We start from the raw sequence: 20,651 nt of genomic DNA, 5'->3' as shown, positions 1-20,651 counted from the left end.
AAATAGAAAGGGCCGCATCGTAACATGTGGCCCTTTTACTGCTTGCCATAACAGCGCTAACCGCCGGCAACGCCTTTGACTCACCATTTACTGTATTGAACGTGCCCTGCCTACTGCCTCACCTAGCTGCCATACCGCCATCGCGTAATGGGTGCTGTGGTTGTAGCGGGTAATCGTGTAGAAATTGGGTAACCCGTACCAATACTGATAACCGGTGCCGACATCCAGGCGCAATAAACTGGCTTCCTGATAGCCCCCTAACGAACCGGACGGGCTTAGCCCTGCGGCAGATAACGTCGAGGTAGGGTATTTCGTCTTAAAGCCATTATCAAGGTATGGCGCTTGCCCATTAGCGGGCACCGCGACCATCGCATCTTTGGTCCAGCCATGGGATTTGAAGTAGTTGGCAACACTGCCGATGGCATCTTCCGGGTCCCATAAATTGATGTGGCCGTTACCATTAAAATCAACAGCATAGCTTTTAAATGACGATGGCATAAATTGGCCGTACCCCATCGCTCCAGCATAAGACCCCCGCAAGCTGAGCGGATCATTACCCTCCGCACGAGCCATCAACAGGAAGGTTTCCAGCTCGCCAGAAAAGTACTCAGCACGGCGTGGATAGGCAAAGGAGAGTGTTGCCAAGGCATCAATGATGCGCGTTTTACCCATCACCCGGCCCCAGCGAGTCTCAACCCCAATGATTCCGACGATAATCTCTGGTGGCACGCCGTAAACCTCATAGGCGCGTTGCAACGCCTCTTGATGCTGATTCCAGAAGTTCACACCGTTTTGCACATTATCAGGGGTAATAAACTGCTTGCGATAGCGGTTCCACGCACCATTAGGGCCGGAAGGGCGGCCTGCCGATGGCGCTTGTTTATCCATCAGGCGGATAACAAAATCCAGTTTTTTAGTTTGGGCCAATACATCATGCAGTTGTTGAGGCTCAAAACCGTGTTCACGCACCATTTTGTCAACAAATCGGGCAGTGTCGGCGTTATAAGCAAAATCACCGTTTTGCAAATGCCCCACATGTTGCGGCTCAAGCAAGAAACCGCTCTGTATCAGGCCCGCCGATGGCTCGGCAGCAACAGGAGGTGTCGGTTTGCTACTACAGGCAGAGAGCAACGTAAGTAAGGGAAGAATAATAGCCAGGTAGCGCATCGAATACCCATAAACCATACAAAAAAGTGATAGCTATGTTAAGTCATTGTCTGCCACGAACAAACAGGAAAATACAGTATTCCCCTTGGTTCTTCATAAGGAAATGATGAGAACAGTAAATCTATTGACTGGCCACGATCATATTAAGACTCTTTATTAATTAAGAATAATAGTGCTGAAAATGAAACATTTCGTAGCAAATAACGCGAATGATTTTTACTATCATTGTTAATTTCTTTCTATACAATTGCTCTGTTTTGCGGTTGCCTGACAATATCGTCTTCTTCTTTGCGCTTTTAAAAGGATCTCAGTTTATGACGTTACGCTTCCCCTCTTTCGGCCCTGTCGCTTTACTGGCTTCCTCAATGATGCTGGCGTTCTCCGTCAATGCCGCATCAAATGATGAAGGTATCGTGATTTATAATGCTCAACACGAAAATCTGGTGAAATCCTGGGTGGACGGTTTTACCAAAGATACCGGCATCAAAGTGACTCTGCGCAATGGCGGCGACAGCGAATTAGGTAATCAACTGGTTCAGGAGGGCAACTCATCCCCCGCCGACGTTTTCCTGACTGAAAACTCTCCGGCAATGGTACTGGTCGATAACGCTAAACTGTTCTCACCACTGGATACCGCCACACAGGCACAGGTTGCGAAAGAATATCGCCCTGAACATGGTCGCTGGACCGGTATTGCAGCTCGTAGCACCGTGTTTGTCTATAACCCGGAAAAAATTAGCGAAGCCGAATTACCTAAATCCATTATGGATTTGGCAAAACCTGAATGGAAAGGCCGTTGGGCTGCCTCGCCCTCCGGTGCCGACTTCCAAGCCATTGTCAGTGCCATGCTGGAACTGAAAGGCGAAAAAGCAACGTTGGAATGGCTAAAAGCCATGAAAACCAACTTCACTGCCTACAAAGGTAATAGCACCGTGATGAAAGCGGTGAATGCGGGCCAAATCGATGGCGGGGTTATCTATCACTATTATCGTTTTGTCGATCAGGCAAAAACAGGTGAGAACAGCGGTAAAACCAAGCTGCATTACTTCAAACATCAAGATCCTGGCGCATTTGTGAGTATCTCTGGTGGCGGTGTTCTGGCATCCAGTAAACACCCGAAACAAGCGCAGGAATTCGTCAAATGGATCACCAGCAAATCAGGCCAGGATATCTTGCGAACCAACACAGCATTTGAGTATGCCGTTGGTGTTGATGCCGCTTCAAACCCTAAATTGGTGCCACTAAAAGACCTGCAAGCGCCAACTGTTGAGCCATCTAAACTCAACAGTAAAAAAGTGGTTGAGTTAATGACCGAAGCCGGCCTGCTGTAATAAGGGCAACCTGCTGATAGAATACATTTTTAGCCCGTCACATCGCTATGGTGGCGGGCATTTAACAAGCCGAGTGCCTTGACTATTATGGCCAATATAAGCACCGATATTGTATCGGTTTCACTGAGTAAGGCAGCCCAACGGCAGTATAACCACCGCCCAGGGTTCGGGATTGTGGCTATCGCGATTTTGCTGTCACTGCTATCCCTGCTGCCATTAGGGTTTGTTATTGGTATCGCTATTGATACCGGTTGGCCGACAGTCAAAGCATTGGTTTTTCGCCCACGCGTGGGCGAGTTGCTAATTAACACCGCACTACTGGTGGTTTTTACCTTACCTCTTTGCGCCATTATTGGCGTTGCATTGGCGTGGTTGACCGAGCGCACAGCCCTGCCCGGCAGGCGGATTTGGTCGCTATTGGCTATTGCACCGCTAGCCGTACCTGCTTTTGTGCAAAGTTATGCATGGATTAGCCTGGTGCCATCAATGCATGGTCTTGCCGCTGGTGTGTTTATCTCAGTGATTGCCTATTTTCCCTTTATTTATCTGCCCGCATCCGCAGTATTACGCCGCCTTGACCCCGGCCTTGAAGACGCAGCAGCATCATTGGGTAGCCCCCCAACAGTCGTCTTCTTTCGCGTGGTCCTGCCACAACTAAAATTAGCAGTATGGGGCGGGTCGATACTGATCGCGCTGCATCTATTAGCGGAGTATGGCTTGTATGCCATGATCCGTTTCGATACTTTTACCACCGCTATTTTCGACCAATTCCAATCCACGTTTAATGGCCCGGCGGCCAATATGTTAGCAGGGGTTCTGGCGTTATGTTGCCTGGGGCTACTGTTAATCGAAGCCACCAGCCGTGGCTACAACCGCTATGCACGCGTCGGCTCCGGCAGTGCCAGGCGTCAGACTGCGTATTCAATGAGTACAGCCATCACACTGCTGTGTCTGCTATTGCCATTGGTACTCACCACCCTCTCGCTGGGCGTGCCCTTTATCACGCTGGCCCGTTGGCTCTATATTGGTGGGATTGATGTCTGGCTGAACCCTGAACTGCTGCCTGCCCTGAAACAAACACTGGCATTAGCACTGAGCGGTGCGGTTATTATCACATTGTGTGCCGTCCCCATGGCATGGCTATCGGTGCGTTATCCAGGGCGTTTGCACCGTGCGATGGAAGGCTGTAATTATGTCACCAGTTCGCTGCCCGGTATTGTGGTCGCGCTGGCGCTGGTCACCATCACTATCCGTGTTGCTCGCCCGCTGTATCAAACAGAATTCACTATTTTGCTGGCTTATTTATTGATGTTTACCCCACGCGCCTTAATCAGTTTACGGGCAGGCATTGCGACCGCCCCCGTCGAATTGGAAAACGTGGCCCGCAGCTTGGGCAAAACACCGACTCAGGCTGTATGGAGCACCACTATGCGCCTTGCTGCTCCGGGTGCCGCTGCCGGAGCGGCGCTGGTGTTCCTCGCCATCTCCAATGAGTTGACCGCCACATTATTACTGGCCCCGAACGGTACCCGGACACTGGCGACTGGTTTCTGGGCCTTGACCAGTGAAATTGATTATGTCGCGGCGTCACCCTATGCACTGTTGATGGTGGCACTGTCTCTACCACTAACCTGGCTTCTTTATTCTCAATCGCAACGTACGGCAGGATTATGAGCACGCTTGAACTTCAGCAAATCGGTAAGTCTTTCCAGTCGGTTACCGTATTAGATCGAATTAACTTGCAGGTTACCGCCGGCAGTCGCACCGCGATTGTTGGGCCATCCGGTTCAGGCAAGACCACGTTGCTGCGAATTATTGCCGGGTTCGAAACCCCCGATCACGGTAAAGTTATCCTGCAAGGCCATCCGGTATTCGACCATTCAACCCATGTGCCAGCGCACAAAAGAGGGATTGGTTTTGTGCCGCAAGATGGGGCGCTGTTCCCCCACTTTACCGTTGCGGGCAATATTGGTTATGGGCTAAAAGGGACCAAGCAGGAAAAAGCCCGCCGAGTTGATGAGCTGATGGAAATGGTCGCATTGGATCGGCGGTTATCACAACTTTGGCCTCATGAGATTTCGGGTGGGCAACAACAGCGAGTCGCTCTCGCCAGAGCGCTAGCACAGCGGCCGGTATTGATGCTGTTGGACGAACCTTTTTCAGCGCTGGATACCGCGTTGCGCGCCTCAACGCGTAAAGCGGTGGCTGAACTGTTAGCACAGGCGAATATTGCCTCTATTTTAGTGACGCATGATCAAACCGAAGCATTATCATTTGCCTCGCAAGTCGCGGTAATGCGGGCGGGTAAACTGGCGCATGTTGGCCCGCCACAAGAACTTTATCTGCGGCCGGTTGATGAACCAACGGCAACGTTCCTTGGCGAAACATTGATTCTTTCCGCCAATATTGATACCGGATGGGCTGATTGCGCACTAGGCAAAGTCAGGGTTGATGATGAACAACGCCATGGTTTGAGCCGGATTATGTTACGGCCAGAACAAATTACCATTACCCCACTGCCAACTGATCATCACTACACCACTCATTGTATGGCCAAGGTTATCAATATTGATTTTGCGGGTTTCATCTCAACACTTACCTTATATCTTGTTGAAAGCAATGAAACGGTAGACGTCAAAACCATCAGCCGCGAAGGTATAAGTATCGGTTTAATGGTTGATCTGACAATTATTGGTCAAGCGCATATTTTTGCTAACTGAGTAACCTAACTGGGCATTGCACCTCGGTTTTTTGGTTCATTGCTCAGTATGGCTTGCTCGGGGCTTTATGCTGATGCCGTAATCTTCGATACTCCAGCAAAGTCAGTGCGATAACCACTGCATCCAGTGCAGTTATCAGGATCAATAGCACCGAGTGAGTAAAGGTATAACGATAGAGTTGATAGATAATGAATAAGCTGAATATGGTTATTGCCGCCGGATAATAACCCAGTTTTTTGCGCCATAAGCCAATAATGACCCACAACTTAACCACGCCGTGGATGAGCAGATAAAATGCGGCGAAATGCAGACTGCTGATAGAGAGATTTTGCGCCGCATGCAGTAAATAATTGGCTACCATATCGCCACGGTCTTCAATAAATTCAACTTGCGTGATGCGATGCAGAATATCCAGTAAAAATTTCGGTGTCACGAAATAGGTTAAAATACCTGCGATAATCTCCATCATAGCCAATATTGCTTTCAGCAATAAGCTCAGCTCAAAAACTGCATGAATATTCTTCTCACCGAAAATGTGATTATCATCGAATCTGTTTCTCATATTCAACATCGCGCTGATTCCCTGCAAGATAATACCCGATGGAGAATAGAGTAACAGCTTACGTGGTGCCAGTTAAAGCACCACGTTATAGCCGTATTATCGGCAATGCAGCCGCGATTTAGAATGTAATAACTGTTTTTAATCCGGTTACCCACGCATCTTGCGTTTGGTTTACCCCTGCTGGTGAGTGCCAATATTGTAGGTCGGGTTGTAATTCCAGCCATGAAGTGACACGGAAACGATAATACAGTTCAGCGGTAATCGAATGCCCAGGAATTGGAGAGTAACGTGGATTAGCATAATCGGAAACATTATTGATTTGATTCAGATAACGTTGATTATCTTTATAATAATCACTCAGTTTGACCATTGATACGCCGAATCCCAACCAATCTTGTGGGCGGCTATCAAATAAGCCGCGATAACGGATACCTGCGGAAGTAGCGTAATGCATGTAATTGGTCCGTTGATCCGCCAGCGACATGCTGTAAAACACGCTTAGACCACGACTGGCATCATCCTGATGTTTTGTTACCTGCTGATTGAATCCACTGTAAAAGAACCAAGTATTATCATGATAACGATAACCACCTGGGTCGGTCGCTCCGGGAGCGCCAGAGACACCGTTATAAAGATCCCGTTGCTCAGCATTGGTATAAAGAACACCGAGGTTATAAATACCGGGTAGATCCTGAAACGCATTGGTTTTTAATTCCAATTCAAGCGGCAGTAATATGCCTTTGCTGCCCTTGGTTGACCAACTCCATGCTCTACCACGGCTCGGCGCATCAGGATTTTGCTCCATCACCCCAGCTTTTAATGTTAAACCATCAGTAAGCTTATATTGCAGTGTGGTTCCCCAATAATGGACGTTCCAGTTAAACCAGGTCAGTGAGTTTGCTGATTTACCACCACATAATCCAAGAGTTTGAAAATCGCAGGGAATAATTTGGTCAAAATCCTGCACTTTATTCATCAAACCAATTCGCCAATGCAGTTTCTGATCGGCAAAACTGCGGGCAAAGGTTAACCAGCCCAAGCGAGTAATCGACTGTCCACCAAAACTTTCTTGCGACAAATCGGTTATATTCGCCCGAGGATCTTGTAACCGATCCCGCGTTAGGTTGTTATCATGATTACGGTTAACAATATTCCCTTCAATTACCGCATCGGAAATACCCGTATATAACTCAAGGTCCTGCTGAAAAGTCAGTGAAAACTGATCAATATAAGAAGCTTGTTTATCATGATTATAGCCGCCACCCGCGTTATATGATAATTGACTCAAGTAAGCGAGTGAATAATTAAAACCGTGCTCCGATAAAATAGGGCGAATGCCTAACATATCGCCTAGCAGCCCCGTTTGCTGCGGTTCAAAACCTAATGCGATCCCCTGCCACTCCAGCGTTGATTGCTCGACATATTCGCCACTTCCCGTTAAATCTTCGCTTAGTGCCGATGATGAAAATAAAATGGTAGAGGCCAGCAAATAAAATGCAGCAGAATTCATCTGACGAGTCAGATATAAAGTTGGTTTCATTATTTTCCCTTTTTAGAATAATTCGCACATCTAATAATAAATACTCGGTGCTTCTCTCCAAATAAGTCGTGTTGCAGTGAGGAAAAACAGTTGAGTACTGTTCATCTCACTGCAACATATAAGCGTCTCTATTAGCGTTTCAATATCTCGCCATTACTCTGAATGACATCGCGATACCAATAGAAGCTCTTCTTACGGCGACGCGCCAACGTACCCTTGCCATTGTCATCGCGGTCGACATAAATAAAACCATAACGTTTGGATAATTCAGCTTTCGAGGCGCTGACCAGATCAATCGGTCCCCAACTGGTATATCCCATCACCTCAACACCATCTTCGATCGCCTCACTAACCTGAACCAGATGGTCATTGAGATATTCGATGCGGTAATCATCTTCAATATGGCCATTAACATCCGGCTTATCTTTCGCTCCCAACCCATTTTCAACAATAAACAGGGGTTTTTGATAACGATCCCATAATTCATTGAGCAGAATACGCAACCCTTCAGGATCGATCTGCCATCCCCATTCAGAGCTGGCCAAATGCGGGTTTTGCACCATGCTAAGAATATTGCCTCGGGCTTTACGATTTAACTCTTCATCGGCGGTCACGCAGCCGCTCATGTAATAACTGAAGGAGATGAAATCGACAGTCTGTTTTAATGCCAATTTATCTTCAGCCGTAATTTCAACACTAATGCCGTGCTGTTTAAAATAACGAGCCATATAAGAGGGGTAATAACCGCGCACCTGCACATCGCCAAAGAATAGCCATTCACGATTCTGCTGTAATGTTTCCAACACATCGGCAGGCTTGCAAGTGAGTGGATACATCAGCCCACCCAACAGCATATTTCCGATTCGACCATCAGGGATAATTTCATGCAATGCAGCAACCGCTTTGGCACTGGCAACCAACTGGTGATGGATCGCCTGATATACGGCACTTTTGCTGCTTTCTTGCTCTAATCCTACGCCGGTGAACGGCGCATGCAGTGACATATTGATCTCATTAAATGTCAGCCACAATTTAACCTTATGCTGATAGCGCTGAAACACGGTACGGGCATAGTGTTCAAAGAAACCGATTGTTTTACGATTACCCCAGCCACCATAATTCTTAACCAGCCCGTAAGGCATCTCATAGTGGGATAATGTCACCAATGGCGTAATGTTATATTTCGCCATTTCATCAAATACACGGTCATAGAATGCCAGACCGGCCTCATTGGGCTGCTGCTCATCGCCCTGTGGGAAAATACGTGTCCAGGCAATGGATATCCGCAAACATTTAAACCCCATCTCAGCAAATAGCGCAATATCCTCTGGGTAGCGATGATAAAAATCGATAGCAACATCTTTGACATAACTGTCACCACTCACCCTGGGAATGATATCGCCAAAAATACCATGGGGTTGTAAATCAGAGGTAGATAGCCCTTTACCCTCAGTAAGATAAGCCCCCTCTACCTGATTAGCGGCAATCGCACCGCCCCAAAGGAAATTATCTGGAAATGCATGTTTCATCGGTTTTCTCCTGAATCAGTATTAACGAATTACGGTTAATAACGGGGCTTGCTCAGTAATAGCGGTGCCTTTGGCACACAGGACATCCTGATAATTTTCACTGTTGCTGATAATTATCGGTGTCGTCAGGTCATAACCGGCACCTGTAATCGCCGTACAATCGAACTCCAGCAGTAAATCACCCGCGTTGACCCGATCACCGGCTTTAACATGAGCGGTAAAATATTTGCCATCGAGTTTGACGGTATCAATACCAACGTGGATAAGGATCTCAGCACCAGAATCAGACTCAATGCCAATCGCATGGTGGGTTTTAAACAGTGACGCAACAACGCCGTTAACGGGTGACACTACTCGCCCTTGTTGTGGAATAATCGCGATTCCCGCCCCCAGTAAACCACTGGCAAAAATATTGTCACTGACATCCGCTAGAGCTAACAATTCGCCACTGATCGGGCTAAATATCACTTCGCCCAGACCACTGTGGTTATCGGTGATGGATGAGCTGTGAGACAAATCTTCTGTTTCTGCGGTGACAACAGGCGCTGGCAGGCCAAAAAAGAAGGTGCTGATGGCAGCAAAGATCAACGCAATCAGGGTGCCAATAATAGCGCCCCATACACTGGCATCGACACCTGTAGCGGGAATTATCTGGGCAAAAGAGAAGATACTGGCAAGGCCGAATGAATAAACATGGGTCTGGCAGAAACCAACGATGACACCCCCTATCGCACCACCTACGCAGCCAAAAACAAACGGTTTTTTCGACGGTAATGTCACCCCATAAACAGCGGGTTCAGTGATACCGAATATTCCCGCAGTAAATGCCGAACCGGCCAGTACCTTCATTTTTGCATCGCGAGTACGCAAAAAGACACCGAGCGTGGCCCCCACTTGCCCCATAACTGCGGGTAACAACAGTGGCAACATGGCGTCATAGCCTAGTACACTCAGGTTGTTGATCATCAACGGGACTAACCCCCAATGCAGCCCAAAGATAACGCAAATCTGCCATAGCCCAGCCAATACACCACCGGCAACAGGCGGAGCAGCCGAATAGATAATTTGGAATCCCGACGCCAATAAATGGCTGAGCCAGGTTGCCAGCGGGCCAATCAATAAAAAGGTTGCCGGAACGGTTATTACCAGACACAGCAACGGGGTGAAAAAGTTCTTAATATTGCTGTGTAACACCCGGTTGAACCCTTTTTCTAACCGACTACTAACCCAAGCCGCTAATATGATAGGGATAACCGACGAGCTATAATTAATAAATGTAATCGGGATACCAAGGAAATAGACCTCAGAAGCACCAGGTTGCCCGGCTGCGTTAAATGCGGCAAGCATCAAGGGGTGCACCAATGCACCACCAATCGCCATGGTAATGAAGGGATTGCCGCCGAATTTCTTACCTGCGGTATAACCCAAGACCAACGGGAAGAAATAAAACAGCGAATCACTGGCAGCAAATAAAATTGTATAACTGCCGCTATTGGGTTGTAACCAGCCGCAAACAATACTCAGTGCCAGAAAACCTTTAAGGATACCGGAAGCCGCCAGCACACCGAGCAAGGGAGTGAAAATACCCGAAATGATATCAATACAGTGGCTAAACACACTCTCTTTTGAGTTACCTGACTTGCTGTCATGTTCTTCAGCATCAGCCAGCCCCGCCTGGTTTACTAGCGCCTGATAAACCTCACTAACATGGTTTCCGATAACCACCTGAAACTGGCCACCACTTTCCACAACCATAATAACGCCGGGATTGTCTTTTAGCGCTTGGGCATCAGCCCGCGCCGTATCCTTGAGTTTGAAGCGCAAACGGGTAGCACAATGTACTACGCTATTAATATTACTCTGACCCCCTACTCCGGCGAGGATCTCGCTGGCGACCGTTGTGTATTGCATCGTGTATTCCTTCGGTAACACTCTTGTTTATACAGGTAAAAATTCGGGCAAAAAAAAAACCCAAACGCACTCCGCATCGCGACTTAGCGATACAAGTACATTCAGGTTTTGCCTGCCGAAGCAGTAACAATCCAGTTTGGTGAAATTCTGTTACTACTTAGAACCCCGCCCTTTTAAGTCATTTAATCTGGCAGATTAAAACTTTCCCGGCGAACGCGTTCAATATGGATAGTCAAAAACATCCGCTCTTCTTTGCTCAAATCCTGCTGATACTGCAATTTCATATGCTGCTGGATCTTACCCGCACAGCGATAGGCCTCAGCATAATTATCTTTCACCGCATCGTGTAAGGAATCATCATCACTGGTGACCCCATTTCGGCCCAACATCCGCTGCGAGAAAAATTTCAAATGGGTAACAAAACGGTGATAACTCAGCCCGTCCTCATCATATTCCAGCTTAAATTGGTACTTCACGATATGCAGAATTTCCTGCATTACCTTCGTCACTTGCATCACTTCAGGCATTTCACCCTTCAACTGCGCATTCACCAGATGCAGCGCGATAAACCCGGCTTCATCCTCACGCAATTGCACCCCAAGCCGTTGTTTAATGATCTGCAATGCTTCACGACCCAAGGCAAACTCTTTGGGATACAACCGACGAATCTCCCACTGCAATCCATTCGTTATATCCAAACCTTGTTTATGCCGTTCAATTGCATAGAAACAGTGGTCAGTCAGCGAAATATAGAGGTTATCCTGCAACTTACCCAGTTTTGCCTTTGCCTGCGTGATAATACAGTCACAAGTAATCATTACTTCCAATGGAATACAGCTAAGTAGCTCACTCAGTCGCGAAACCAACTCATTATCTTTCAGAGCAAACACTTTTTCTATCAATGAGTTATCTAGTGCTTCACCTGGGTGTTTTTGAAAGCCAAGGCCACGACCCATAATGACTTGTTCCTGACCATGCTGATCGAGAACAATCACCACGTTGTTGTTAAGTATTTTCGCAATTCGCATGCTTTGGCCCTGAAAACAAAAAAACCCGACTCAGCAGCATTCATCAAGCTACTCAATCAGGTTTTGCCCGCCATTGACGGTAACAATCCAACTACCCCTAAATTAACATGTTAATACCCTACTGCAAGCCGCAAGTGATAAAAATCGTGATGTAGATCTCCTCTTGTCATAAAAAATAGATCACCACCTCGTTTAAGCCATTATTTAGCTTGTGTTAATACCACCTAAAATTCGCGTTATCGTGATAAAAAACAATAGAAAAAACAGCAGCGATTTTATTGAGACTTTTCTTAAGATTATAAAGATAAATTAAATTAACATCACAAAAAATGAGAATAATAACAACATACTTTCATTTGAGATTGATTCTTTATTACGACAGCCAAATTTATATAAGTATATTACGTATATGTATAGTAAATGGTTAATACCTTTCATTAAATCATTAATAACCTTCGGCAAACTCACAAAAAATAGCGCTATATTTCCGTTATATCGCCTTAATTGATTTGCATCATATAAAAGTAACAAATTATTTCCTAAGGTGAAGCACTACCATTTACGCCTGATTTTCTTATTTTTCATTAAAAAAGTGTCCTCCGCAAAGGTAATGTCGATGAATAACAATAAAAGACCTATCACCGGTTCACTGAGCCGCCGTGAATTTATTCAAACATCCGCCGCAGTGACTGGGGCTGCGGCTATTGCCGGTTCTATCACCCTTCCTTTTTCAGTACATGCCGCGCCAGAACAGCGCGCAGCAGCAACAGAGGAAACCATTAAATACAGTGCATGCCTGGTTAACTGCGGTAGCCGCTGCCCACTAAAAGTACATGTGCGAAATGGCGAAATTATTAAGATTGCTAATGAAGCAATTTATGATGACTCCACCTTTGGTGAGCATCAAATTCGCCCCTGTTTGCGTGGTAGATCGGTAAGATGGAAAACATATAATCCAGATCGAGTAAAATACCCCATGCTGCGTGTTGGCAAACGTGGCGAAGGTAAATTCAAACGTATCAGTTGGGATGAAGCTACCACTATTGTGGCCGATAATCTAAAAAGAACCATTGCACAATACGGTAACGAAGCAATTTATTATCAATATGGTTCTGGCTCGACCGGTGCTAATTTACAAGGCCGCAATGCCTGTAAAAGAATGCTGAGCTTGCTCGGTGGTTTTCTCGACCAACACGGTACCTATTCTACTGCTCAAATAAATACGGTGATGCCGTATATCTATGGTAGCGCAGACGAAACCTTACTGGATGAAATTAAAAACTCAGATTTAGTGGTCATGTTTGGTCATAACCTGGCAGAAACACGCATGTCGGGTGGCGGGCAATATATCGAAACCGTTCATGCGCTGGGGAAGAGCAAAGCCAAAGTTATTATTATCGATCCACGCATGACCGACAGTGTGACGACCCTCAATGCAGAATGGATCCCCATCTTCCCCGGCACCGATGCCGCACTGGTGGCGGCATTAGGACATGTATTAATTAAAGAAAATCTGACTGATGAAGATTTCCTGACACAATATTGTGTCGGCTGGGATGCCACAACATTACCCGCTTCAGCCCCCGCCAATGGTTCTTACAAAGACTATATTTTAGGTAACGGCCTCGACGGGGTAGAAAAAACACCAGAATGGGCCAGTGAGATAACCGGTATTGCGCCAACACGGATTATTCAATTAGCCCGCGAATTGGGAAATGCCCGTGCAGCATGGATATCACAAGGTTGGGGTATTCAGCGCAGTGCTAATGGCGAGCAGGCGGCGCGCGCTATTATGATGTTGCCACTGATGACCGGCAATATTGGCCGCGCCGGAACCAATACCGGTGCCTGGGGTGGGAATGTGAAATATCCGGTGCCAGGATTCAGTATTCCGAACCCAGTGAAGACGGCTATACCCTGCTTTATGTGGACCGATGCTATTTTCCGTGGCACTGAAATGACGGCGAAAAATGCGCATGTGAAGAATAAAGATAAACTTGATACCAATATTAAGTTTATGTGGAACTACGCCAGTAATGTTATCGGCAATCAGCATTCTGATCTGAATAAAACTCACCGCATTTTACAAGATGAATCACTGTGCGAGTTTATTTTGGTGTGGGAAAACCACATGACTAACTCTGCCAAGTATGCTGATTTATTACTGCCCGATGTCACTTCAGTTGAATCAAATGATTTGATTGATAACTCTTACGCCAGTGGGGCTTATCACTATGTCACACGGTTGCAAAATGCGATCGAGCCACTGTGGGAATGCCGCCCGTCTTATGATGTGTTAGCCGAAATTGCCACTAAGTTAGGGATTGGCGATGCTTTTACCGAAGGCCATACCCAGCAAGAATGGATTGAAATCAGCTATAACAAAATGCGTGAGAAAAACCCCGCCTTACCGCCTTTTGAACAGACCAACGACCAAGGCATCATCGATCGTATTTATGCGGACAGCAGTCAATATATCGCATTAAAAGATTTCCGTGATGACCCGGTGAACCACCCGTTGAAAACCACGTCCGGCAAAATTGAGATCTACTCCGAAGCGCTGGCAACATTGGAAAAAGAGTGGCAACTGGCACCCGGTGATCGCATTACGGCTGTCGCCGAATATTGCCCAACCTTTGAAGGTGTTAGCGATGTAGAAACCATGAAAAACTACCCCTTGCAGATGACAGGTTTCCATATCAAAGGCCATACCCACTCCTCTTATTATAACGTAGCCATGCTGCGGGAAGCGGTTCCGCATCAGTTTTGGATTAACCCCATTGACGCCCAGCCTCGCGGTATCCAACAAGGAGATATGGTCGAAATTTTTAACAGCCGAGGCCGTATTCGTATTGCCGCAAAGGTTACCGAACGGGTGTTGCCGGGGGTGATTAGCGTGCCGCAGGGGGCATGGCGAAATACCAATAAGGATGGCATTGATGTGGGAGGGTGTATCAATACGTTAACAACACTGCGACCGTCGCCACTGGCAAAAGGTAACCCACAACACACCAACCTCGTTGAAGTAAAACGCATATAAGGAGTTGAGTAATGAAGCAATATGGTTTTTTTGTCGACTCCACCAAGTGCACTGGGTGTAAGACCTGCCAAATCAGTTGCAAGGATGAGAAGAAATTAGATCTTGGGCCGAAGTTGCGGCGTGTTTACGAATATGGCGGCGGCAGTTGGGCTAAGCAGAACAATATTTGGGTACAAAACGTCTTCAACTACTATCTGTCTATCGCCTGCAACCACTGCTCATCGCCCACCTGCGTAACAGGTTGCCCAACTGGTGCCATGCATAAACGTGAAGAAGATGGCTTGGTGGTCGTTAATCAGGATCTCTGTGTCGGCTGCCGCTATTGCGAGATGCGCTGCCCATATGGTGCGCCGCAATTTGATGCCAAGAAGAAACTGATGACCAAGTGCGATGGCTGCTATCAACGGGTCGCCGCGGGCGATAAACCGGTTTGTGTCGAATCCTGCCCGCAGCGCGCACTAGATTTTGATGAAATCACGCTATTGAGGGATAAATACGGTGAAGAAAATGCCATTGCGCCATTACCGTACGCACATCTGACACACCCCAATCTGGTTATCAAAAGCCACCGTGATGCCAAGCCATCTGGTGATACATCAGGCCGTATCCAAAATCCGGCGGAGGTATAAAATGCATGAATTACCCTTGGTGTTTTTCACCGTACTGGGGCAAACCGCTGTCGGGTTGTTTGCACTGGTGCTGCTGAGTAACAAACTCGGTATGACCACCCCTTTACAACTCAAACAAGCCAATATCATCGGCCTGATGCTGATGATGGTCGGCCTGATCGTTGGCACTCTACATGTTGGGCAACCATTGCGCGCTGCCACCATGCTACTGGGTGTTGGCCGCTCACCAATGAGTAACGAGATAGTGCTCAGTGGCTTATTTGTCGCCATGGCCTGTGGCACCGTATTTTTCTCAACCATCGTCCAAAATACGCTACTGGCAATGTTGTGCAATGTGGCAACCGTGATCTTCGGCCTGGCCTTTGCCTGGTCAATCACTCAAGTTTATCAACTGACCACGGTGCCTAATTGGGATACCTCGTATACCTCGCTACAACTGTGGATGACGGTACTGGTTGGCGGTGGCGCTTTCGCTATTTTGACCGGCGCTCGCCAGCTTGGTGCATTAGCGGTGTTGGTAGGTGCCATTGTGACATTGGTGAATAAACCAGGTTATCTCAGTTTTCTTGGTCAAAGTTCAGCGGAGCTGAGTAGCCAACAGGGGCTGTTCTGGGGAATTCAAATTCTGCTGCTGACGCTCGGTATCTTTGTTGCCACCGCAGCATTACTGAAAGACAGAATCCCTCGAGTTACGCTCGCGGTCAGTGCTTCGGCGCTGGTGATCGGTGAGTTGGCCGGGCGCATCGCTTTCTACAATCTGTGGCAAGTACCAATGTAAATTAACCTATTGATGCTATTGCCCTACTCACAACTCACTGATTAGCCGTGATACCTGCGGCTAATCAGTATTGAGATAGCTGGACCAAAGAGAGAAAATTTTGATGTTACTAAATACCACGCTGCCAAGGATTTTAGGTGCCTGTTTTTACTATCCACCACAGTCCGATACCGTACAGCGCCTTTGGCCACTGCTGCCACAGATTGCTGAGCTTTTTCCGTGGTCAAATCCGGCTAAAATTGCGCGCTATTGCCAGCAAATGCCGAGTATCCAGCCCGAACAACTGGAATATGATTTCTCGATTTTGTTTGAGGGGCAAGGTGAAATGCCCGCGCCCCCCTGGGGTTCCGTTTATCTGGATAAAGAAAATATCTTGATGGGAGATAGCACCCTGCAATATCGCGAATTCCTGTCAACATTCGGGCTGGTAAATCAAAGTACTATCCGTGAACCTGAAGACCAATTTGGCCTAATGTTATTGGCATGGGTTCATTTAATTGAGCAGCAACCGGTAACTAAGCTTCCATCTGGCGAAGCTGCACTGGTATTACTCACTGAGCATTTACTGCCGTGGGCCTATCGCTACCTTGAGCTGGTATCAAGTAGCCAGACCGAGCATCAGGTATATCCGTTACTGGCAAAGATAACCGAGTGCTACCTGCAAACCTTACAAACTGAACTGGGCCTATTTCCTCAGCCCCGCGAGCTATTTCGGTGATAAAAAAAGAGTCGGTGATAAAAGACGAGCGCTACTACAAAGCGTATCTGGAAAACCGCACCATCAGTCGCCGTGGGCTATTTCGCGGCTTGCTAAAAAGTGCCCGCCAACAACCGCTTCCCCTCTCGTCGGTAACGGCAATCAGGCCACCGGGAGCCATTGCTGAAAGTGCTTTCACGCAAACGTGTACCGGTTGTGAAGCCTGCATGCACGTCTGCGGCGAACATCTGATAGTCATGGTAAATCAAAAGCCTGAGTTGGATTTTTCTACTCAATATTGCAGCCGTTGTCTGGCCTGTACCACCGCTTGCCAAAGCGGTGCTTTATCACCGTCTGCCCACCCTATTACGGCGCATCCGGGCGTAAAAAACATCTGTCAAAACACCTATATCTACTGCGACACTTGTGCTGATTACTGTGATAAACAGGCTTTGCTGTGGCGGCCCCACCAGCCGCCTACGCTGGCTTTAGCACTGTGCGATGGCTGCGGTGAGTGTGCCTTCAGGTGCCCGGCAAGGGCGTTGGAAATGCAACTAACATCGCCCCAAATGGCCGATTGAACCAAAGTACCACTACGTTAAATAAGTAACCCCAACCTGCTGATGTCAGTACAATGCCACTACCTTTAGTAGCTTGTTCGCCACAGGAGTGACACCGTGTTCCATTACCCAGCCCATTATACCCTTGATGAAGCCAGCGGCGAGTACCACATCCAGTATCGCGATTTCCCTGAATTGGAATCAGTGACCTACTCTCAGGAAGATATTGAACTGGAAGCACAAGACGGTATTAAGAATGGTATTGCAGCAGAAATGGAAGAGCGCCGCCCCGTCCCTGCCCCCTCAGCACTGCAACCGGGTGATATTTCAGTTCATGTGCCCATTCTGGTGCGGCTGAAAGCTGAATTACACAATGCGATGTTAACCACCAATACCCGCAAAGCAGATATGGCGCGCAAGCTTGGTTTGAATGCCGCACAGATGGATCGCCTGCTGGATGTGTATTACGCCTCCAAGGTTGAAGCACTAGAGCAAGCCCTGTATTTACTGGGCTTTGAGGCCAACATCGAGGTAAAAAAAATAAGCTGATTATCTTAACGTCAGCCGCATTGGCTTAGATTGTAACCAAGAGAGTAACAAATTGTTATTTGGCGATAATTTAAAAAAACGTTAATAGCCTCACACTTCAATGCATTGGCTCACAATATTTGCCATTTAGATACGAAAACGTGATCTGATGCATAAAATTACAGTATTGAAAGTTTCTCCCTGTTGGGATTACATTAGCCCGATCCTGTCGTATCCCACTGAGTTCACTCAGGCTGGCACGACAATTCGGATGTATCTCAGATTGATAGCTAGCCAGTTATGATGAAATGGCCGCCATTGATTGAACGCGTGATTCGTCCACATTAATACCCAAAGTATTTGGAATTAGCGCTAGCCAGCAAGTGAGTTGATCCCGACGGGCTTACATCAGTAAGTGACTCGGGTTAGCTAACCTCGCGGACGCCACTGCAATTTCAAGTTACAAGGGTAAACGCAGCACAGCAATTTGGATCGTTACTGGCGAAGTAGCTCCAAGGGGAGTTGTTCAGTGAAATATTTCTTTATGGGTATCTCAATTATGTTGGTGGTCTGGGTTGGCACCTTCATGATGATGGTCGAGTAACACTTACTCAAACCATCCACAATCTGACATCGTATAAAGGGCGCATTTGCGCCCTTTATCATTTTCCAGGAATCATTCGTCGTAACGTATCATCCCGGCGAATATAGTGATGATAAAGCGCGGCCATCGCATGAGCGCCAATCACAAAATAGCCTAAATTAGCGATTAACTCATGAGTTTGCTTAAGGTAACTACGCGCGACATCATCCGGTGTCACCCATTGCGGTACCTGCCACCCCAGCAAGAACCAGGTTTTCCCACCATAAGCCTGTGTCAACACGCCCAGCACCGGTAATGATAAGAACATTAAATACAGTCCCCAATGCATAATGTCCGCCCCTAACAGCTGCCATTTAGGTAACGTTGGCGTAATCGCCGGTGCCACATTACGCTGGCGCAACCAGAGCCGTACCAACATCAGTAGCCAGACAGAAATACCAAAATTGAAATGCAGATTTTTCACTAAGGCAAGGTCTTCATCCGGCACCGAGTCACTGAGTAACATGGCGGCGTAAGTCAGAATGACCATCACTAGCGTCAACCAATGCAGGGTTATTTGGGGTAACGAATAGCGATTTCTCATTGTTGTGCTCCACTGACTTCACTAAGTTAATAGTCAGTATGGTACAAAATAGATGAAGAGAACATTAAGGGTGGGCAGATAACGTTTTGAACATAAGGTACTTTATTCTGACCGGACAGCTTGAGTCGCCGGTCAGAATAGGGAGTTAGCTATTTAGTTCAGAGTAAGCGCAGGGTTAGATACCGTCACCTGAAACCGCTTTGCTCGGTTTCAACAAGCCATCGGCACGGAACATACTTTTAATTCCGCGCACCGCCTGACGGATCCGATCCTGATTCTCAATCAAGGCGAAGCGGACATGGGTATCACCGTAATCACCGAATCCTATCCCCGGCGAAACGCAGACTTTTGCCTCAGATAACAGGCGCTTGGCAAACTCAAGTGACCCTAAATGGGCGTAAGGCTCTGGGATTTTCGCCCAGACATACATCGACGCTTTGGGATTTTCAACCATCCAGCCAGCCTCATGCAACCCACGCACCAATACGTTACGCCGCTGGCGGTATTTTTCAGCGATATCACGGACGCACTGTTGATCCCCTTCCAGGGCAGCAATTGCCGCCACCTGCAACGGGGTAAACGTGCCGTAGTCGTGATAGCTTTTGATGCGGGCCAGCGCATTCACCAATTCCGGGTTACCCACCATAAAACCAATACGCCAACCGGCCATATTGTAGCTTTTGGATAAGGTGAAAAACTCAACTGCAATGTCTTTAGCGCCGGGCACCTGCATGATTGACGGTGCTTTCCAGCCATCGTACACAATGTCGGCATAGGCCAAATCATGCACCACCAGCACATCGTATTGCTTCGCTAACGCCACCACCCGTTCGAAAAACTCCAGTTCTACACATTGTGCTGTAGGGTTAGACGGAAAGCCGAGGATCATCATTTTCGGTTTGGGAATGGTTTCACGAATCGCGCGTTCCAATTCACAGAAGAAATCAATGCCCTCAGTCAATGGGACTGAGCGAACTTGCGCCCCGGCAATCACCGCACCATAAATATGAATCGGGTAGCTAGGATTCGGCACCAACACCGTATCACCGTGGTCTAGTGTCGCCAGCATCAGATGCGCCAGCCCCTCTTTCGAACCGATGGTGACAATAGCTTCACTTTCAGGATCGATGTCCACTTGGTAACGCTCGGCGTACCAGTTGGAAATCGCCCTACGCAGCCGAGGTATCCCCCGCGAGGTTGAATAGCCGTGGGTGTCTTCACGCTGCGCGACACTGCACATTTTCTCAACGATATGTGGCGGTGTCGGGCCATCGGGATTACCCATACTGAAATCAATAATATCTTCACCGCGCCGGCGGGCAGCCATTTTCAACTCAGCGGTAATATTGAAAACATAAGGGGGCAAGCGATCAATACGGGTAAAACGACGTTTAGCAGGGAGTTCAGCCATAATTTCCTCGAGGATACGTTAGCGCCCGGACCG

Annotated in this window: 18 protein-coding genes; 10 read left to right on the top strand and 8 right to left on the bottom strand. The window is 47.5% G+C overall.

The window, feature by feature from the left end; genetic code table 11:
* Positions 1-87 precede the first annotated feature (87 nt).
* On the bottom strand, positions 88-1,167 hold the full coding sequence (gene mltB, locus A6J67_RS10200) for a lytic murein transglycosylase B (RefSeq protein ID WP_005183620.1): 1,080 nt from the start codon (positions 1,165-1,167) through the stop codon (positions 88-90).
* Between the two features lie 314 nt (positions 1,168-1,481).
* On the opposite strand from mltB, the gene A6J67_RS10195 reads away from it, so the two are divergent.
* The 3 genes from A6J67_RS10195 to A6J67_RS10185 all read left to right on the top strand — a co-directional run bounded on the left by A6J67_RS10195 (position 1,482) and on the right by A6J67_RS10185 (position 5,218).
* Entirely contained in the window at positions 1,482-2,498 is a 1,017-nt protein-coding gene (locus tag A6J67_RS10195) for an iron ABC transporter substrate-binding protein (protein WP_050073779.1), read from the top strand.
* A gap of 87 nt (positions 2,499-2,585) precedes the next feature.
* Positions 2,586-4,172, top strand: a complete 1,587-nt coding sequence (locus tag A6J67_RS10190) for an ABC transporter permease (protein ID WP_050296750.1) — start codon at positions 2,586-2,588, stop codon at positions 4,170-4,172.
* Positions 4,169-5,218 carry an ABC transporter ATP-binding protein gene (locus tag A6J67_RS10185; RefSeq protein WP_050288593.1) on the top strand — a complete coding sequence of 350 codons (1,050 nt, stop codon included), beginning with the start codon at positions 4,169-4,171 and terminating at the stop codon, positions 5,216-5,218. Before A6J67_RS10190 ends, A6J67_RS10185 begins: the two co-directional genes overlap by 4 nt.
* Positions 5,219-5,261: 43 nt before the next feature.
* Here the strand turns inward: A6J67_RS10185 and A6J67_RS10180 are convergent, their stop codons facing one another.
* The 5 genes from A6J67_RS10180 to licT all read right to left on the bottom strand — a co-directional run bounded on the left by A6J67_RS10180 (position 5,262) and on the right by licT (position 11,788).
* Positions 5,262-5,789: a DUF2127 domain-containing protein gene (locus A6J67_RS10180; protein ID WP_005183632.1), complete on the bottom strand. Its 528-nt coding sequence runs from the start codon at positions 5,787-5,789 to the stop codon at positions 5,262-5,264.
* Positions 5,790-5,898: 109 nt separating this feature from the next.
* Positions 5,899-7,320 carry a carbohydrate porin gene (locus A6J67_RS10175; protein ID WP_080608155.1) on the bottom strand — a complete coding sequence of 474 codons (1,422 nt, stop codon included), beginning with the start codon at positions 7,318-7,320 and terminating at the stop codon, positions 5,899-5,901.
* A gap of 131 nt (positions 7,321-7,451) precedes the next feature.
* Positions 7,452-8,849 (bottom strand): glycoside hydrolase family 1 protein, encoded by a 1,398-nt coding sequence (locus tag A6J67_RS10170; RefSeq protein ID WP_042568366.1) that lies wholly within the window; start codon positions 8,847-8,849, stop codon positions 7,452-7,454.
* 21 nt (positions 8,850-8,870) lie between these two features.
* A complete protein-coding gene (bglF, locus tag A6J67_RS10165) occupies positions 8,871-10,760 on the bottom strand; it encodes a PTS beta-glucoside transporter subunit IIABC (RefSeq protein WP_042568367.1) in 1,890 nt (629 codons plus the stop codon).
* A 182-nt stretch (positions 10,761-10,942) separates the two neighbouring features.
* Positions 10,943-11,788, bottom strand: coding sequence for a BglG family transcription antiterminator LicT (licT, locus tag A6J67_RS10160; RefSeq protein WP_005183644.1), 846 nt, complete (start codon positions 11,786-11,788; stop codon positions 10,943-10,945).
* Between the two features lie 616 nt (positions 11,789-12,404).
* Here licT and A6J67_RS10155 point away from each other — a divergent pair.
* From A6J67_RS10155 to ypdK, 7 genes are all read left to right on the top strand, one after another.
* A complete protein-coding gene (locus A6J67_RS10155) occupies positions 12,405-14,828 on the top strand; it encodes a DmsA/YnfE/YnfF family dimethyl sulfoxide reductase (RefSeq protein ID WP_050296751.1) in 2,424 nt (807 codons plus the stop codon).
* A gap of 11 nt (positions 14,829-14,839) precedes the next feature.
* Positions 14,840-15,457 carry a DMSO/selenate family reductase complex B subunit gene (locus A6J67_RS10150; RefSeq protein WP_005183646.1) on the top strand — a complete coding sequence of 206 codons (618 nt, stop codon included), beginning with the start codon at positions 14,840-14,842 and terminating at the stop codon, positions 15,455-15,457.
* 1 nt (position 15,458) lies between these two features.
* Positions 15,459-16,235 carry a dimethyl sulfoxide reductase anchor subunit family protein gene (locus tag A6J67_RS10145; RefSeq protein WP_050073784.1) on the top strand — a complete coding sequence of 259 codons (777 nt, stop codon included), beginning with the start codon at positions 15,459-15,461 and terminating at the stop codon, positions 16,233-16,235.
* 103 nt (positions 16,236-16,338) lie between these two features.
* Positions 16,339-16,953 carry a molecular chaperone gene (locus A6J67_RS10140; protein WP_050073785.1) on the top strand — a complete coding sequence of 205 codons (615 nt, stop codon included), beginning with the start codon at positions 16,339-16,341 and terminating at the stop codon, positions 16,951-16,953.
* Entirely contained in the window at positions 16,950-17,513 is a 564-nt protein-coding gene (locus A6J67_RS10135) for a 4Fe-4S dicluster domain-containing protein (protein ID WP_050073786.1), read from the top strand. Before A6J67_RS10140 ends, A6J67_RS10135 begins: the two co-directional genes overlap by 4 nt.
* A 96-nt stretch (positions 17,514-17,609) precedes the next feature.
* Positions 17,610-18,041 carry a hypothetical protein gene (locus tag A6J67_RS10130; RefSeq protein WP_005183650.1) on the top strand — a complete coding sequence of 144 codons (432 nt, stop codon included), beginning with the start codon at positions 17,610-17,612 and terminating at the stop codon, positions 18,039-18,041.
* Between the two features lie 508 nt (positions 18,042-18,549).
* Complete coding sequence (gene ypdK / locus A6J67_RS10125; RefSeq protein WP_098057507.1) at positions 18,550-18,624, top strand: membrane protein YpdK; 75 nt, start codon at positions 18,550-18,552, stop codon at positions 18,622-18,624.
* Between the two features lie 58 nt (positions 18,625-18,682).
* Here the strand turns inward: ypdK and A6J67_RS10120 are convergent, their stop codons facing one another.
* Together A6J67_RS10120 and alaC are read right to left on the bottom strand one after the other, a co-directional pair.
* Entirely contained in the window at positions 18,683-19,207 is a 525-nt protein-coding gene (locus A6J67_RS10120) for a cytochrome b (RefSeq protein WP_005183662.1), read from the bottom strand.
* Positions 19,208-19,382: 175 nt separating this feature from the next.
* Positions 19,383-20,618 (bottom strand): alanine transaminase, encoded by a 1,236-nt coding sequence (gene alaC / locus A6J67_RS10115; protein ID WP_005183665.1) that lies wholly within the window; start codon positions 20,616-20,618, stop codon positions 19,383-19,385.
* Positions 20,619-20,651: the final 33 nt, after the last annotated feature.

Source organism: Yersinia sp. FDAARGOS_228 (assembly GCF_002073315.2).
Lineage (GTDB): Bacteria > Pseudomonadota > Gammaproteobacteria > Enterobacterales > Enterobacteriaceae > Yersinia > Yersinia intermedia.
The sequence above is the reverse complement of the archived record's forward strand: the minus strand, read 5'-3'. Positions and strand labels throughout refer to the sequence as shown.

Coding starts and splice junctions, on each gene's coding strand:
- mltB (WP_005183620.1), bottom strand. CDS start 1,167: ATGCGCTACCTGGCTATTATTCTTCCCTTACTTACGTTGCTCTCTGCC.
- A6J67_RS10195 (WP_050073779.1), top strand. CDS start 1,482: ATGACGTTACGCTTCCCCTCTTTCGGCCCTGTCGCTTTACTGGCTTCC.
- A6J67_RS10190 (WP_050296750.1), top strand. CDS start 2,586: ATGGCCAATATAAGCACCGATATTGTATCGGTTTCACTGAGTAAGGCA.
- A6J67_RS10185 (WP_050288593.1), top strand. CDS start 4,169: ATGAGCACGCTTGAACTTCAGCAAATCGGTAAGTCTTTCCAGTCGGTT.
- A6J67_RS10180 (WP_005183632.1), bottom strand. CDS start 5,789: ATGTTGAATATGAGAAACAGATTCGATGATAATCACATTTTCGGTGAG.
- A6J67_RS10175 (WP_080608155.1), bottom strand. CDS start 7,320: ATGAAACCAACTTTATATCTGACTCGTCAGATGAATTCTGCTGCATTT.
- A6J67_RS10170 (WP_042568366.1), bottom strand. CDS start 8,849: ATGAAACATGCATTTCCAGATAATTTCCTTTGGGGCGGTGCGATTGCC.
- bglF (WP_042568367.1), bottom strand. CDS start 10,760: ATGCAATACACAACGGTCGCCAGCGAGATCCTCGCCGGAGTAGGGGGT.
- licT (WP_005183644.1), bottom strand. CDS start 11,788: ATGCGAATTGCGAAAATACTTAACAACAACGTGGTGATTGTTCTCGAT.
- A6J67_RS10155 (WP_050296751.1), top strand. CDS start 12,405: ATGAATAACAATAAAAGACCTATCACCGGTTCACTGAGCCGCCGTGAA.
- A6J67_RS10150 (WP_005183646.1), top strand. CDS start 14,840: ATGAAGCAATATGGTTTTTTTGTCGACTCCACCAAGTGCACTGGGTGT.
- A6J67_RS10145 (WP_050073784.1), top strand. CDS start 15,459: ATGCATGAATTACCCTTGGTGTTTTTCACCGTACTGGGGCAAACCGCT.
- A6J67_RS10140 (WP_050073785.1), top strand. CDS start 16,339: ATGTTACTAAATACCACGCTGCCAAGGATTTTAGGTGCCTGTTTTTAC.
- A6J67_RS10120 (WP_005183662.1), bottom strand. CDS start 19,207: ATGAGAAATCGCTATTCGTTACCCCAAATAACCCTGCATTGGTTGACG.
- alaC (WP_005183665.1), bottom strand. CDS start 20,618: ATGGCTGAACTCCCTGCTAAACGTCGTTTTACCCGTATTGATCGCTTG.